At 43.8% G+C, this 16,319-nt stretch carries 12 protein-coding genes and 1 tRNA gene; 8 read left to right on the top strand and 5 right to left on the bottom strand.

Annotated features, from left to right (window positions below):
- Window positions 1-167 precede the first annotated feature (167 nt).
- The 4 genes from ACFBZI_RS01375 to ACFBZI_RS01360 all read right to left on the bottom strand — a co-directional run bounded on the left by ACFBZI_RS01375 (window position 168) and on the right by ACFBZI_RS01360 (window position 6,844).
- Window positions 168-4,052 carry an AAA family ATPase gene (locus tag ACFBZI_RS01375; RefSeq protein WP_375714680.1) on the bottom strand — a complete coding sequence of 1,295 codons (3,885 nt, stop codon included), beginning with the start codon at window positions 4,050-4,052 and terminating at the stop codon, window positions 168-170.
- Between the two features lie 17 nt (window positions 4,053-4,069).
- On the bottom strand, window positions 4,070-5,455 hold the full coding sequence (locus ACFBZI_RS01370; RefSeq protein WP_375714679.1) for an exonuclease SbcCD subunit D C-terminal domain-containing protein: 1,386 nt from the start codon (window positions 5,453-5,455) through the stop codon (window positions 4,070-4,072).
- A 47-nt stretch (window positions 5,456-5,502) separates the two neighbouring features.
- Complete coding sequence (locus tag ACFBZI_RS01365) at window positions 5,503-5,826, bottom strand: YbeD family protein (protein ID WP_375714678.1); 324 nt, start codon at window positions 5,824-5,826, stop codon at window positions 5,503-5,505.
- 226 nt (window positions 5,827-6,052) lie between these two features.
- Entirely contained in the window at window positions 6,053-6,844 is a 792-nt protein-coding gene (locus ACFBZI_RS01360; protein ID WP_375714677.1) for a cytochrome C assembly family protein, read from the bottom strand.
- 254 nt (window positions 6,845-7,098) lie between these two features.
- Between ACFBZI_RS01360 and ffh the strand changes: the two genes are divergently transcribed.
- The 8 genes from ffh to ACFBZI_RS01320 all read left to right on the top strand — a co-directional run bounded on the left by ffh (window position 7,099) and on the right by ACFBZI_RS01320 (window position 15,208).
- Window positions 7,099-8,643 (top strand): signal recognition particle protein, encoded by a 1,545-nt coding sequence (gene ffh, locus ACFBZI_RS01355; protein ID WP_375714676.1) that lies wholly within the window; start codon window positions 7,099-7,101, stop codon window positions 8,641-8,643.
- Window positions 8,644-8,664: 21 nt separating this feature from the next.
- Window positions 8,665-9,351, top strand: a complete 687-nt coding sequence (tsaB, locus tag ACFBZI_RS01350) for a tRNA (adenosine(37)-N6)-threonylcarbamoyltransferase complex dimerization subunit type 1 TsaB (RefSeq protein ID WP_375714675.1) — start codon at window positions 8,665-8,667, stop codon at window positions 9,349-9,351.
- A gap of 172 nt (window positions 9,352-9,523) precedes the next feature.
- Window positions 9,524-10,366: an undecaprenyl-diphosphate phosphatase gene (locus tag ACFBZI_RS01345; protein ID WP_375714674.1), complete on the top strand. Its 843-nt coding sequence runs from the start codon at window positions 9,524-9,526 to the stop codon at window positions 10,364-10,366.
- A gap of 45 nt (window positions 10,367-10,411) precedes the next feature.
- Entirely contained in the window at window positions 10,412-11,206 is a 795-nt protein-coding gene (locus tag ACFBZI_RS01340; RefSeq protein WP_375714673.1) for a class I SAM-dependent methyltransferase, read from the top strand.
- A 626-nt stretch (window positions 11,207-11,832) separates the two neighbouring features.
- A complete protein-coding gene (locus tag ACFBZI_RS01335) occupies window positions 11,833-12,060 on the top strand; it encodes a hypothetical protein (RefSeq protein WP_375714672.1) in 228 nt (75 codons plus the stop codon).
- 13 nt (window positions 12,061-12,073) lie between these two features.
- Entirely contained in the window at window positions 12,074-12,991 is a 918-nt protein-coding gene (gene ubiA, locus ACFBZI_RS01330; RefSeq protein ID WP_375714671.1) for a 4-hydroxybenzoate octaprenyltransferase, read from the top strand.
- Between the two features lie 313 nt (window positions 12,992-13,304).
- Window positions 13,305-14,894, top strand: coding sequence for an inorganic phosphate transporter (locus ACFBZI_RS01325; protein ID WP_375714670.1), 1,590 nt, complete (start codon window positions 13,305-13,307; stop codon window positions 14,892-14,894).
- A gap of 238 nt (window positions 14,895-15,132) precedes the next feature.
- Window positions 15,133-15,208, top strand: a tRNA-Phe gene (locus ACFBZI_RS01320).
- A gap of 175 nt (window positions 15,209-15,383) precedes the next feature.
- On the opposite strand, the gene ACFBZI_RS01315 is transcribed toward ACFBZI_RS01320, so the two are convergent.
- Window positions 15,384-16,184 carry a sulfite exporter TauE/SafE family protein gene (locus tag ACFBZI_RS01315; protein ID WP_375714669.1) on the bottom strand — a complete coding sequence of 267 codons (801 nt, stop codon included), beginning with the start codon at window positions 16,182-16,184 and terminating at the stop codon, window positions 15,384-15,386.
- Window positions 16,185-16,319: the final 135 nt, after the last annotated feature.

The following is a 16,319-nucleotide window of genomic DNA, read 5'->3' as shown; positions in this document are numbered from 1 at the left end:
TAAAATACTCATTAGCACTGATTAACGCACGCCTTGCGGTTATTGTACAGACAATGTACAGATGCCACACAAACACCGCACAAACTTTGAAATTTATCAATAGTAAACTAATTAAATAAGTTTAACCAAATAAACTATCCAATAAATTATTTAATTTATATTTATAATTAATGATGCAAACGGCGAACGCCTGCACCGATTAATGTACTATTACCGCCAGCTTGTTTTTCTACGACAATTTGTGTATCGATGCGTTCTTTTAAGCTTGCCACATGGCTGATAATGCCGATGCTTTTACCGCTTTGTTGTAGCTCAAACAATGTCCCCAACGCCAAATCCAAAGCCGTTTCGTCCAAAGTACCAAAACCTTCGTCCAAAAACAGCGATTCGATTTGCACATTTTGGCTATTAATCTGCGATAAGCCCAACGCCAACGCCAGCGAGATGATAAAACTTTCGCCGCCAGAGAGATTTTTGCTGCTGCGGACAGCGTCGCCTTGATGTAAGTCAGTAACCAAGATTTCCAGCGATTTGCCGCTATCGCCATCAAAGGTCAAAAGATAGCGATCGTTCATTTTGGCAAGGATTTGATTGGCGTGATGCAGCACCAAATCCAGCGTCAAGCCTTGGACGAAGTTGCGGTATTTTTTGCCGTCTGCTGAGCCGATGAGCGCATCAAGTTTTGCCCAAATGGCGTTTTGTTGTTGCTGTTTTTCGATTTGCTCAATCAAATCCGCTTGATAAGTTCGGCGGTTTTCTTCGTTATTTTTAAGCGTTGTCAACTCACCAATTTTTTGGTTAATATCTGCCCATTGTGCTTGTAATTTTGATAAATTTTCTTGTAATTCAATAACTTGTAGTGATGATACATTGGGGTTTTGATTGACCAAAGCGTCCAATTTTTCTTGATTGTTGGCCAAAGAAATGGTGGCTTGGTTAAGCTGGTGATTGATTTTGTCAAACTCTGCCTGCAAATTGGCTATCTCATCGGTGGGCAATATCGCCGCCAAAAACTGTGCTTGGGAAGCAAAAGGCGATGCAGCCAATGCAGCATCAAAGTCGGCTTGATTGTTTTGCTGTTTGATTGTGAGTTCATCAACGAGCGTCGTTAGACTTTGGATATTGGCCTTGTGAGCTTGCAGGGCGGCAAAGCTGTTTTGGATTGTCAAATTCACGCCGTCTAAGTCTGCCTGTATATTTTTAAGTTGTGATTGATAATTTTGCTCAATGTCATCAGGATTTTTTGTACCAAACAGCTCATGGCGTTGGCCGTTTAACTGCTGAATATCGTGGCAGCTGGCATTGATGGCGGCTTGCCATTCGTCAATCGCTGGCAGCAGCGTCTGCAAGGTGTGGGTTTTTTCGGCAATTTGTGCATCTAGACGAATGGCGGCAGTTTGTTTTTGTCCCAAAACATCGCTCAATTGCTGCAATTTATCCACCTTCTGAGTAAGGTTTTGTTGTGTGTGTAGAATATTTTGGCGGACACTGGCAAGTTTTGTGAGATTTAGTTCAATTGGTAGCAGCCTTTCATGCTCAAAACTCATGTCTCCCTTGATATGACTCAATAAATTGCCCAGTGATTGCCCAATGGTCTGCAAATGTACATCAAAATCACTCAAATCCTGATGCGGTTCAAGCTCATTTTGTGCCTTCAACAGTTTACAAACTTGCGGTATCAGTGCGTCTGCTAAATGTGCATTTTGTGTTTTGATGTGCGTGTACAGCTCTTGGGCGTCTTGTCTGCGTTGTTGCCCCAATGCCAGTAGGTTATCAACTTTAGATTGTAGAATTTTTTCAGAATGAATCGCTTGGTTGAGCTGATTGATAAGCTGGCTGGCTTGTGCATAAGTTTGCTCAAGAGTGCTAATTTTGGCGGTGGTTTTTTGTACCAAAATAGCAATGGTATCGGCATCAGGCAAGTTGTCATATTCACCAAAATGCATAGCGATGGACAGCCAAAGCTGCTCCAATTGCTCATAAATTGTATGGCTTTGTTTGGATAGATTATCCAGTTTTTCTTGATTATTTTGTAGATAAATTTGGGTGCTATAAAGTGCTTTGTTTTGGTTTTCAATTTCTAGATTGAGTACTGCAAGCTCTTGCTGGCAGTCGTCCAATTTTTGCTTGGCAAGCTGTGCATCACTGCCATCAAGATGGTGGGACAGTGCTTTGTATGGGTGTGTGGTACTGCCACACAGTGGGCAGGCATCGCCGGCATTGAGCTTGTCAAAATGCTGTTTCATGTGCAAAATTTGTTGATGTAGCTCAAAGTTTTCTGCCATAGAGCTTTGAATTTCTTGGGTTTTTTGTAGGTTTTTAGTCAGAAGCTCAAGCGTGTCTTTGCTGGTTTTTTCTTCTTGTGCCAATTTGGCTTGTGCATCGTGCAAACTGTCCATCTCGGCAAGCATGGGCAGATACTGTTGATAGGCTTGGCTGATTTGTGTTAGAGTGTGCTGTAATTCACTGTGTTTTTTGATGGCTGTTTGCTGCTCGTTGATGATATTTTCAAAGTCCGACAATGAATACAAATCAGCTTGATTATTTAGCTTTAATACATTAATGATATTTTTTTTATGATGGACAATGTTGTCTTGTGGTTGTTGGAGATTTTGTCTTTCAGCTTTATAATCTGCACGCATTTTATCCAGTTGCCCAATTTTTTCGTGCAGTTTATTTAAATTGATGAGCTGTTGATCGTAGGCGTGTACGATTGGATTAACCACGCCATCAAATTGACTGGCATGGCGATCACAAATGTGCAGTTTTTCTAATAATTTGTCATAATGATTTTGGTTTAATTGTTGCTCGATTTGTACCATTTCTTGTTGCAAAGCGTGCTTTTGGGCTTGGGCATCGCTCAGTACTTGTTCGCTTGCGATTTGCTCATTGCGTGTTTTGTCTAGATTTTGTTGCTGATGTGTTTGGGTTTGTTTGGCGGTGATGATCTGCTGATCCAATTGGCGAACAGCGTGCAATACCGATTTGGCGTTGTCATAATCCAGATTGATTTTTTGTAGTTTTTCTTGATAATTTTTTTGTATAATGATTTGTTCATCAAGCTGATTTTGTTGGGTGGGCAATAAGGCGATCAGCTCGCTTAATTCACGATTTTTGGCTTGATGGCTGTTTTGGCTGTCGGTCAATGCTTGATAAAAAGATTGCAATGACTGAGCTTGTTTGGCATCGTTCAGGCGTTTTTGATTTGGCAAAAAATTATCAAAATCTGTTTGATTTTGCTTGAGTTTTTCTTGCCAATAGCTATTTTCTTCATAAAGCTGCGTGTATTGATTGGCAAGTTTTAACTGATTGTCGGCGTGTTGAATGTTGGTTTCTAGTTGCTGTTTTTGCTGATTGCTGTCTTGCAGTTGCTCGATAAGCGTTTGATAAGATTCTGAATCTAATAGCTGCACTTCACCCAGCTTAATTTGTAGTTCTTTTAATAAATGATTTTGTTTTTTATTTTTCTCAAAGGCGGCTTGGCTGATTTTGGCATAGATGTGCGTGCCAGTGATTTGCTCAAGGATTTGTCCACGCTCGGCAGCGTCCGACTGTAAAAATGCCGCAAATTCCCCCTGCACCAGCATCACCGAGCGAGTAAATTGTGCCTTGTTCATGCCCAAAATTTGCTCAATTTGCTTGGTTACCAGACTGGCCTTTTCTTCCAAAATTTGCCCATTGTCATCATCGGCGTGCTGAAGTAGGCTGATTTCACGGTGAATGGCTTGCAGCTTGCCATCGCTTTTTTGGTTGGCACGCCGCTGGGCCCAGCTGGCTTTATAAATTTTTTGATTTGCCCGAAAAATCAGCGTACTCGAAGCAAAGGCTGTACCGATGCTCATCAGCTCATTTTGGTTGGCAGAGATGTTTAGGCGTGGCGTTTCACCGTATAACGCCAAGCAGATGGCGTCCAAAATCGTTGTTTTGCCCGCCCCTGTCGGTCCTGTGATGGCAAACAAGGCATGGTTACTAAATGCCAAATCTTCAAAATCAATCTGCCATTTGCCTTTTAGTGAGTTGATATTTTCAAAAGTCAGTTTTAAGATTTTCATCAGTATTTACCATGAAATTATTGGGCGTTGGCATCGGTTTCTTGCATTTGCTTTAATAAAGTTTGATAAGCATCAATTAAAAGTTTTTCTTCATTATTATTTAGATTTTCTTTGGCAAGTCGTTTATAAAAAATTTCCATTTCGTCCAGATGCTCAAGATTGACGGTGGGCGTGTGTGCTTTTAGACTGCCTTGATAAACCCCCTTATTTTTGATGCTGACAGCGACCAATTGACTGCTATCCAATAAATCGGTGATTTGCTGTTTAAGATTGGCAATCAGTGTGTCTGCTTGATATTCAATCTCAAGCCAGATGGTTTGCTCATAAGATTTTAGCTGATGGATACTGGCTTTGATAAAATCCATATCGCCAACAATTCTTGCCAGATTGTGAAAAATCGGCACGGGCAAACTGTGAATGGCAATGTCAGAAATTGTATTATTATCAATGATTTGTGGTGGATTTTGCGGTAAATTTTCGTCATGGATTTGCTTTTTATCCAATGGCAAATCAACGAGCAAAACTTGCTTATGCCGACCAATTTCCCCAAAACCCATGGCAATGGGTGAGCCACAATAGCGAATGCGATTTTGTTTGGCGACCATTTGGGCGGCGTGAATATGCCCAAGAGCGACATAATCAATCGCATCATCAAAGATATTGGCGTTAATCTGCCCCAGTGTGCCGACTTGAATATCACGCATACCATCATCGTCCGATGAAACGCTTGCTCCTGCGGCATAAAGGTGTCCTGTGGCAATGATTGGCACGGTTTTTTGGTAAGTTTGGCTAATCTGTTCTTGCTGTTGCTTGGCAAGATTTGCTAATGAATGATAATAATCGGCAACGCCTTGTAGCAGCAGTTGGTTTTTTTGTTCGATGCTCGTGGCGTCGCCACTGGTGCGGACATCTCGATCTCGCAGATAGGGGACTGCCATAACGATGGCGATGGGCTGATTGTCGCTATCGGCCAGCGTAATCAGCTGCTCATGTGGCTCATCATCAATCGCACCGATGACCTGTGTGTTGAGCACGCCCAGCACTTCTTTGGTTTTTTGTAAGTTGGTGGGTGAGTCGTGGTTGCCAGCGACAATGACAATGTGCTTGATTTGATGTAAAAATGCAGTCGCCAAAAAATGATGATACAGATGCTCAGCACGGTTACTGGGTGTCATGGTGTCAAAAATATCACCAGCGACAATCAGCACATCAACCTGATAATCCAGCAAAGCATCTTGTAGCCAATCTAAAAATTTGGCAAATTCGTCATAGCGTGCTTGCCCATATAATAATTTGCCCAAATGCCAATCTGATGTGTGCAAAATGCGTAGGGCGTTTGCAGGTTTGGGTATCGTGGGAGGTGCTTGGTTGCTATCGATGAGATGAGTTTTTAAAAGATTCATGGCAGCTTTACAAAAAAAAGACCACAAAATCCGTGGTCTTAGCAGAGTTAGACAACCGTGCGTACGGTTTTGGCTTTATCAAGAGCGGTGTACAGGCGATTGACTTCATCGGCAGCCGTCAGGTGTAGATTGACTCGCAGTGAGTGAAACCGACCTGTGCGTGATGCACGCATTTGGATACTGGCGTGGTCAAAATCAGGGAATAATTCTGCCAAAATTAATTTGACTTCATTAAGCAATTCTTCACGATAGCCTTCGTGTCCGATGATACTCATGGGATAATCCATGGGAAAATTCCACAACTCAGGGTTTTGGATTTCGGTGCGAGCAGGTTTTGGCGACAGGGCAGATTGATTGTTTTGGCTCATCATTATTATCCTAACATTTTAAAAACTTTAATAATTTAAATAAGTTAATTTTAGTCATTTGACTTAATTTAACCAAATTTAACCGTTTTAATCATTTCGGCAAAGCTGTCCAAATTTAACACAGTTAAACTCAAATAAACTCAAATAAATTAAAATCAAAAACAAAATCCTATATGGGGCAGCGGCAGGATTTTGCAAGGTATCGGCTTTTGTGGTGCTAATACGATAATCAGCCCAGTAAAAATTCCATCACCGCCTTTGAGCCAACAAAGCCAACCGCCAGTAAAATAAAGCCGTACATGGCAAAATTGGCGGCACGCTTACCACGCCAGCCCATGCGATAATGCCCAACAATCAGCACGCCATAAATCAGCCAGCTTAGTGTGCTAAATGCCATTTTGTGTGCCAAATGCTGATCTAAGATGTCGTAAGTTGCCACAAATCCCAAGCCCAAGGCGATGCTCAAAATCACAAAGCCCATCAAAATCATGTCAAACAGCAGGCTTTCCATGCTCTGTAAAGACGGCAAGCGGCTGACCCAAAAGCGGTGCATGGTCTGGTGCTTAAGCTCACGGATTTGCAAATGTAAAAGCAGCCCCTGAATTGCCGCCATCAATAGCACGCAATAAGCGGCAAAAGACAGCAAAATATGAATCTGCAAACTGCCAGACAAATCGGTCAAAGGCTCATAAGCCACTTTACCAAAATAGCCAAGACTCACGCCTGCCAATGCCATCGGTATCGCCAGCACGCCAAGGCTCAAAATTGGGCGGTACAAGCCAAACAATACATAAAACAGCACAAAAAACAGGCTGGTTAGGCTTAGGGTGTTAAACAGATTAAAATTTAGCCCATACAGCGTGATAATCTCAGGATACAGCACAAAGCCGTGCAGCAACATGGCCAGCGACAAAATCCCCAACACGCCTTTGTGAATGGGCGTATCTTTGTACAAAGCACCAGCCAAATACAGCCCTGTGCCTGCATAAATCATCAAACAAATCAAAAAAATCAACAGCACAACTGCCCCTTTGTTCTCACCAAATGTGTGTTTTACTCAAGTTTGAGTCCAGAAATTCGCCTAAATTCGTCAAAAACGGCCGATTAACGGTCAATTTGAGCAAAAAAGCACAGATATTGGCATGAATCGTGCAATTAAATTGGAATATTTGCCTAATTTAGCATAAAATAGCAGGTATTTGTAGCAATAGTTTGGTAATGCCATCAAATTTACCATTGTAAACGATTGCAAATTGATAAATAAATGGAAAGATTATGTTTGATACCTTAACCGAACGACTCTCTGGCAGTTTGCGAAATATCGCAGGCACAGGACAGCTGACCGAAGACAATATCAAAGACACGCTGCGTGAAGTGCGTATGGCACTGCTTGAAGCTGATGTGGCGTTGCCTGTGGCTCGTGATTTTGTGGCAAAAGTCAAAGAACAAGCCTTGGGTCAAGAAGTGCTAAAAGAACTGGCACCAGGTCAGGCATTTGTCAAAATTGTCTATGACGAGCTGACCGAAATGATGGGCAGTGCCAACCAAAGCCTTGAGATGACTGGCAAGCCGCCATTGGTGTATCTGCTGGCTGGCTTGCAAGGGGCAGGTAAAACCACCACCGCAGGTAAACTTGCCAAATTTTTGCAAGACAAGCAAAACAAAAAGGTAATGCTGGTTTCTGCCGACATCTATCGCCCAGCAGCGATTAAGCAGCTTGAGCAAGTTGCCGAGCAAGTGGGAGCCAGCTTTGTGCCATCAAGCACGGACGAAAATCCGATTACTATCGCCCATCGTGCCATTGAACAAGCCAAATTACAGTATCAAGACATTCTTATCATTGATACCGCTGGACGCTTGCACATTGATGATGAAATGATGGACGAAATCAAAGCACTGACGGCGGCGGTCAATCCTGTTGAGACGCTGTTTGTGGTTGATAGTATGACAGGTCAAGATGCGGCAAATACCGCCAAAGCCTTTAATGATGCCTTGCCATTGACAGGTGTGATTTTGACCAAAACCGATGGCGATGCTCGTGGCGGTGCGGCACTGTCGGTGCGAGCCATCACTGGCAAGCCGATTAAATTTTTGGGTCGTGGCGAAAAATTAGACGCCCTTGAGCTGTTTCACCCTGAGCGTATCGCCCAGCGTATTTTGGGCATGGGTGATGTGCTGAGTCTGGTCGAAGAAGTTGAGCAAAAAATCGACCGTGAAAAAGCCGAAAAAATGGCAAGAAAAATCCAAAAAGGCGGTGAATTCGACTTAGAAGATTTGTTAAGTCAATTTCAACAAATGAAAAACTTGGGCGGCATGGCAGGATTTTTGGACAAGATGCCGGGCTTGGGCGGTGTCGATATCCAAAAAGCGATGGCAGAAGCTAAACCTGAAGAAAAGGTCAAAGAAATGGAAGCCTTGATTCATTCGATGACGCCATTTGAACGCCAAAATCCAGATAAAATCACCCCAAGTCGCAAACGCCGCATTGCCGCAGGCTCAGGCAAGCAAATCCAAGATGTCAATCGCTTGCTCAAGCAGCACAAGCAAATGGCAAAAATGATGAAAATGATTAGCCGTCCTGATGGTATCGGCAAGATGATGAAAGCGGTGCAGGGCTTGACTCGTGGCATGTCTGGCGGTGGACCGTTGTTTGGTAATGCCAACAAAGGCGGTGATGAGTCAGTGGATATGGCACAGATGCAAAAATCCATGCAAGATTTGGGGCTAAACCCTAACGACATGCCAAGCATGGAAGAGATGCAGAAAAAAATGCAACAAATGCAAGGTCAGCTGCCGCCCAATTTCAAAAAGCGTTTTTGATTGGCCAAGTTTGGAAAGATCATGACAACTTTAATGGCGTTTGATACCGTTTTTGAGCAATGCTCGCTGGCAATTGTCCAAGACAACACCGTGATTTATCAACAAACCATCGCTGGAAACCGTGGACAAACCGAGATTATCCTATCCATGGTTGATGTGGCGTTGGCGGCAAGTGGGCTTGGGCTTAATGAGATAGATTGCCTTGCCTTTAACCGTGGGCCGGGTGCGTTTAGTGGCATTCGCATCAATACGGCAGTGGTGCAGGCGTTGGCAGTGGCGGCTGATGTTCCTTGTGTGGGTGTGTCAAGTCTGGCGGTGCTGGCAGATACGGCACAATTGGGTGGACAATATGCCGATGACACCAGCATCACCGCCGTGATGGACGCTCGCCAAAATCAACTGTACGCTGGGCATTTTGTGATAAAAAACGGCAAAGCAACGCCAATTATCCAGCCAAATAACCCTTATGGTAACGAAGGCCTGCTGGACTACGGCAGTCAGCTTGTCGCCGATGTCATCACTGGCGATGGCACGGCTTTGGTTGAGTCGGCGGCGACTGTTGCACCAGTACAGCCGACAGCGGTGGACATTGCTCGCTTGGCATGGCATGCTTATCAAGCAGGGCAAGCGGTGGTGGCCGAGCAAGCATTGCCAGTTTATTTGCGTGATAATGCGTGGAAAACGCTGGCACAGCAGGGTAAGCATTAAACCTGCAAAAAGTTTATCAATCCGCCATTAATACAGGCATCAATACCGACGCTGTTGATGAGCCTTGATATTATTAATGTAAAATTTATGTAAGCTATCAATAACTTTTAATAAATTGAATTAATTTTAATAAAATAGCACAATCCTACAATCAATCACACCGAGAGCATTTATGGATATTTTGTTGATTATCAAAGCTGTGATCATGGGTATCGTTGAAGGCATCAGCGAGTTTTTGCCCATCTCTAGCACAGGCTATCTGATTTTGTCAGCGGATTTGATGAATTTTTTAACTGGCAGTTTTCGCAATCTGTTCATCGTTTTTATCCAGTTGGGTGCAATTTTGGCGGTGATTTATGATTATTGGGGCAGGCTTTGGCAGGCGTTTATGGGGCTTTTGACAGGGCGTGCCGAAGGCATGGTAAAGCCACGCCAGTTGGGGGTTTCGCTGATTATCGCCACTTTGCCAGTGATGGTGGTTGGTTTTACGATGGCTGATTTTATCACCAAAACGCTATTTCACCCATTGGTGGTGGCGACTACACTGATTTTGGGGGCGTTGGTGATTATTTATGCCGAAAAAAACCCACGCCAAATCCACGCTGCCGAAGCCGAAAATATCAGCTTTAAGACCGCTTTGGGCATTGGGCTTTGTCAGTGTTTGGCGTTGATACCCGGGACATCACGCTCAGGCTCGACCATCATTGGGGCATTATTGCTTGGCACATCAAAAAAAGCAGCGACAGAATTTTCGTTTTTTTTGGGCATTCCCGTGATTGTCGGGGCAGCATTGCTTGATTTATTAAAACATAAAGATTTATTACAAACAGCAAATGATTGGGTGGTTTTGGCGGTCGGTACGGTGGTATCCTTTGTGGTGGCGTTGCTGTGCATTCGCTGGATGGTGGCATGGGTCAGCAAAAAAGATTTGATGATTTTTGCTTACCTAAGAATCATCACTGGCGTGCTGGTGTTGGTGGCTTTTTTTGGTTTTGGTTATCAGATTCAAGGCTAATTTGGCGAATTTGGACAATTTGGCAATTTAACAAGGAAAATCACCGTGCAGATTTTGATGCTCACTGATGGGCCGTCCGCTTGCCTTGATGCACTTTATCGCATTAATGACGAAAAGAACTTGGGACTGGTGTTTGGTTGCCATCAGCTGCCCAAGTTTGGCGATAAGCTGCTTGCTCAATTTGCCAGTGATTATCCCAAGATGCCGATGATTGCCATCATCAAAGATACGCCTGTACTGATAAAAATTGACAATCGCACGGTAATTAAGTCATCGCTCAACTGGCAAGCACTGACACGGCGGATTGTTACCGCTGGGCGTAAGTCAGAGCTGATTTTGCAGGCGTGTAAAATCAACAACACCATGACGGTGCTGGACGGCACGGCAGGGCTTGGGCATGATGGGCTGATATTGGCAAGCACAGGGGCTAGGCTGACATTGTGCGAGTCCAATCCTGTTTTGGCGATGTTGCTGTTTTATGAATATCAACTGATGATGACGCACAAAAATTGGCCGGGGCTACTGTCTGGCATTCAGATTGTCCATGGCGACACAGCGGTGCTGGGCGGTTGTTATGATTGCGTGTATTTAGACCCCATGTTCCCAAAAGACAGCTACAAAGCCAAAGTCAATAAGCAAATGCAAGTGTTGCACGACTTGGTTGCACCGCCGCCGCTTGACGATGAGATTAAACTGTTTGACCATGCCAAATCGTTATTGGCCACGACAGGCAAACTTATCATCAAGCGTCCGATTCTTGCTCCTTATTTTGCTGGACAATTGCCGCAGCAAAGCGTCAAAAATGATGTGCTAAGATTTGACAGATACGAAGTACATTGACAATATTTATTGATGATTATTGGGAAAATTTGTGGCATGATTTTATTGATTTTATGATAAAATCAACCAAATGATTGGTGACATAGATTTAACCAAATTTTAACAAATGAAATAACTTTGTTTGGCTAAGACGGATTGATGTCGTGTAGTATTTTCATTTTGAATTCATTTTTTAACAAAAGGAGCTAGGTATGGCTAAACAGTATAGAAATACTAGACAGTATAGAAATACTAGACAGTATAGAAATACTAGACAGTATAGAAATACTAGACGATACAGAACCAAAGGACAAGAAGTCGGCAGTATTTACGGCAACATTACAGCGTGGTTTTTTATTGGATTTCATGTTGTACTAGCCCTGATGATAATATCCATGCTAATTTCTAGATATTGGGGGCATTAAATGTTAGAACAAAACATAGATTGGGAACGCCCAATCGTGATTGATTTTGAAACCTATTATGATAAGGATTATTCCTTGTCAAAAATCACAACAGAAGAGTATATCCGATGTGATAAGTTTGAGTGTATTGGGTTGATAAAACTTAATTGTGTGCCATATTTTAATTAAATTAACTAATTAGAGTATTTAGATGGATAATTGGATTTTATAGGGTATCTTGCCATGACTTTTTGGGTTTTATTACAAAATTTCATGCACAAAAGACGGATTTGCCAATTGGAAAATGAGCCATTTTTGCCCAAAAAAGACGAATGGTCGCCTTTTGCCAAGTCGCAGATGCACCGCCCAAAAGCTGAAACCATTACTGTCATTCGCCGTCAATATCCCATCATGTCGTTATTGCACGCTTTGCAATTATACAGCTTAGCAAAGTCAGACCACAATTTATAAAAAACCATCATTTATGAAAAATCATCAAACTGGCACGCCCATGAGTATGGCGGATAAATGTGTCGCATGGCTGCAACTGACTCGCTTTGATAAGCCTGTGGGGACGGAGCTTTTGTTGTATCCGACTTTGTGGGCGGTGCTATTGGCATCGGTCGGCATTGACCAAAAGCCAGCGGTAAAGCTAATCATCATTTTTGCACTGGGGGCGGTGCTGATGCGAGCGGCAGGCTGTGCGATTAATGACTTTGCCGACCGCAAAGTTGATGGTCAGGTCAAACGCACCCACGGCAGACCGCTGGCTGATGGCAGGTTATCGGCACGCACGGCGGTGATGAGCTTTGTTGGCTTGTCGCTATTGGCGGCGTGCTTGCTTTTGTTTTTGCCGTTGTCGGTGTTTTATTGGTCGCTTGTGGCGGTGAGTTTGGCATTTGTTTATCCGTTTATGAAGCGGTTCACCAATTTGCCGCAGGTGGTACTGGCGGCAGCGTTTGGCTGGGCGATACCGATGGCCTATGTCGCTGTCCAAGGTCATACGGATACTTGGACTTGGGTGCTGTTTGCTGCTTATATGTGCTGGACGGTGGCGTATGATACTGAATATGCCATGTGCGACCGTGATGATGATCTAAAAATCGGCGTCAAATCCACAGCGATTTTATTTGCTTGCTATGATGTGGCAATCATCATGCTGCTAAATGCCTTGTTTGTGCTGCTGATACAGTTGGCATTTTGGCATTATTTTTCACCAAAAATCGCCAATTGGCTGATTGTGGTTGGTTTTTGTCCTGTGCTTGTGATGTTTTGGCGACAGTATCAGTTGATAAAAAACCGTGAACGCTTGGCGTGCTTTACCGCTTTTCGCCAAAATGCGTGGGTGGGTCGCTATGTTTTTGGGCTGACTGTGTTGTTTGTATTGATGGTTCAATTTTAAAAATTTTAACAATCGCCAAAATCAATAGCAGCTCAAACAAGCCAAAAAGTTAACAATTTGCCCTAATGCTTTCATAAATATCCGATTTGGCTTTTTGACTTCGGTGGCTATTTTCTCCGCTTTTGTTGGTTTTGTCCGATTTGGACTTTTTGTCAAATTTCTTGTCAAAAATTTGGGTGTAATTTTTATAACTGTGTTAAAATATCATCAAGCCCATAAGAATAATTTGATGAGTTATGCGGCTTAAGGCTCAGCCACTCGATAAGGGAAAGCTCTTGGTCGGTGGCTTTTTTATGAAATTTTTGGCGGATTTATGGTAAATTCAACAAAACAAAGCACGCCAATGGTTGCCAACCTGTTTTTTGGGTTGCTGTTGGCTGGCATGAGTATTTATTTTATCCAATGGGGATTGGGCTACACCATGCACCAGCAAGTTGCGCTGTTTATGGTCGCCAGTTTCTTTGGGATTTTTATGGCGTTTAACATCGGCGGTAACGATGTTGCCAACTCTTTTGGCACTTCGGTCGGTGCAGGCACTTTGACCGTTACCCAAGCCTTGGCGGTGGCGGCGATTTTTGAAGTTTCAGGGGCGGTACTGGCGGGTGCGGCGGTAACTGACACCATTCGCAGTGGTATTGTGGACATTTCAGATCTTGGCGTGTCGCCCAAGCAGTTTATTTATTTGATGCTGTCGGCACTGGTTGCAGCGGCATTTTGGCTGCTTTTGGCAACCAAGCGTGGCTTGCCAGTTTCAACCACACACGCCATTATCGGCGGCATTGTCGGCAGCTCGATTGTGTTGGGTGTCAATGTCGGTGGTGCTGAATTGGCATTTTCGACCGTCAAATGGTCAAAAATCGGCGAAATCGCCATCTCGTGGGTTCTCTCGCCACTGTTGGGCGGTGCGTTATCTTATGTGCTGTATAGCCTGATTAAGAAAAACATTTTGGCCTATAATGACAAAGCCGAAGTTATCGTCAAAGCCATCAAAGCCCAAAAGAAAAATCTTAAGCGTCAGCAAAAAGAATACTTTGAGACATTGAGCGAAGCTGAAAAATTACCATACACCAACGCCATGCTGCGTGATCAGGAAGTTTATAAAGACAGCGATTGCCAGCGTGAAGATTTGGAAACCGATTATTACCGTTCATTATTTGAGCTTGAGCGTAAGCGTGAAAATATCGACACTCTAAAAGCCCTAAAAACTTGGGTACCGCTGATTGCCGCCTTGGGTGCGGTTATCATGACGGCGATGGTGGTGTTTAAGGGCTTGGCAAATACTGGCTTGGCGTTATCGATGCTGCAGGCGTGCTTGGTGATGGGCATGCTGGGGGCGTTGGTTTGGCTGACGGCATTTATCTACACCAAGACCATTCGTGGCAAGCACAAAGAAGATTTGGGCAAGGCGACTTTTGTGATGTTCAGCTGGATGCAGGTGTTTACCGCTTGTGCTTTTGCCTTTAGCCATGGCTCAAATGACATTGCCAATGCGGTCGGCCCATTTGTGGCGATTATGGACGTGATTAAATTTAACGCCATCGAAGCACATGCTACCGTACCAGGTCCTGTGATGGTTACTTTTGGCGTGGCGTTGATTGTCGGCTTGTGGTTTATTGGTAAAGAAGTTATCCAGACGGTCGGCACCAATTTGACCGAGATGCACCCAGCATCAGGCTTTGCTGCCGAACTGGCCGCCGCTGCCGTGGTGATGGGAGCGTCAAGCCTAGGCATTCCTGTGTCCAGTACGCACATTTTGGTCGGTGCGGTTTTGGGCATCGGTTTGGTTAATAAAAACACCAACTGGAAACTCATGCGTCCGATTGGCTTGGCGTGGGTGATTACTTTGCCTGCGGCAGCTGCCATCAGTGCGGTGTCGTATTTGCTGTTGGTGAATCTGCTGTAATAATGTGCTGTAATTGGGTATGGTTCATTGATTTGATGGACAATTGATGGATAATTGTTAAAATCAACCAACGATTTTAACAATCTACCCAAATCATCACAGCAAAAGCAAAAAAGCTCTGGTTTTTATCAGAGCTTTTTTATTGAACGGACAAGCGTAAAATAAAATCAGAAATTCAGATTTTTGGCATGATTTTTCTTGACAAGCCAGCGGTTTTTTGGTTTAATATGCAGCAATTGGCGTGATAGCTCAGTTGGTAGAGCAACGGATTGAAAATCCGTGTGTCGGCAGTTCGATCCTGCCTCTCGCCACCATATCAATTACCCTTAAGGCAATGCTTTAGGGGTGATTTTTTTTTGGAAATTTCTTTGAGAAATTTTTTGCTTGGATTTTTAAAGTTTTGCTTTGATATTCATAAAAAATACTTTGGGCAATATACACACGCCCAAAGTATTTTTGGTTTTTATCTTTTGAAATTATGAGTATCAATCATAAACCGCTGACAATCAACTGCACGCCGACAATCATCAGCAGCACGCCAAAGGCACGCTTGAGCATCTGAGCAGGCAGGGCGTGAGCCAGTTTTGCACCGACTTTTGCCATGATAAAACTTAAAATACTGATGGTAAAAAAAGCACCGATATGCACAAAACCAAGCAGCTCGGCAGAATCGGCAACCACGCTGTCTGTGCGACCAAACCAAATAAATCCCAACGCACCAGCGATGGCAATCGGCAATCCACAAGCGGCCGAAGTACCAACAGCTTGTCGCATCGGTACACCGTGCTGGCTCAGATAAGGCACGGTCAGACTGCCGCCACCGATGCCAAAAATCGCCGACAACAGCCCAATAATCACGCCTGCCATGCCTTGCTGATAGGCAGGTGGTGGCGTTACATCAAGGCGTTCTTGGTTGGGGAAAAATAGCATTTTTACCGCCATCAAAAACGCCCCACCGCCCAAAATCGCCTGCAAATCCGAGCCATCAATCAAAGTGGCAATCCACGCACCAACCAGACTGCCCAGTACCAAGCCTTTTGCCATGTGGCGAAAAATTTCCCAACGCACACCGCCACGCTGATGGTGGGCGCTCATTGAGCTGATGGAAGTTAGGATAATGGTTGCCAATGCCGTCCCCACAGCGACATGTGGCACAATCTCACCCGACATGCCATAATAGGACAAAATCCAAATCAACGCTGGCACAATAATCATACCACCGCCAACACCAAACAATCCTGCACACAACCCTGCGACCAATCCTGCCAAAACAAACCATAAATAGATCATTGACATTTATCCATTATTTATTCCAATTTATGGTATTATAACGCAATTTTATCGATTTTAGCCAATTTATCAGCCATTTAACCCATTTTAATCATTCAACCATTTAAACGATTTTAACCATCAAACCATCTTAAG

It is taken from the genome of Moraxella marmotae, assembly GCF_042219885.1.
Classification (GTDB): domain Bacteria; phylum Pseudomonadota; class Gammaproteobacteria; order Pseudomonadales; family Moraxellaceae; genus Moraxella; species Moraxella marmotae.
The sequence above is the reverse complement of the archived record's forward strand: the minus strand, read 5'-3'. Positions and strand labels throughout refer to the sequence as shown.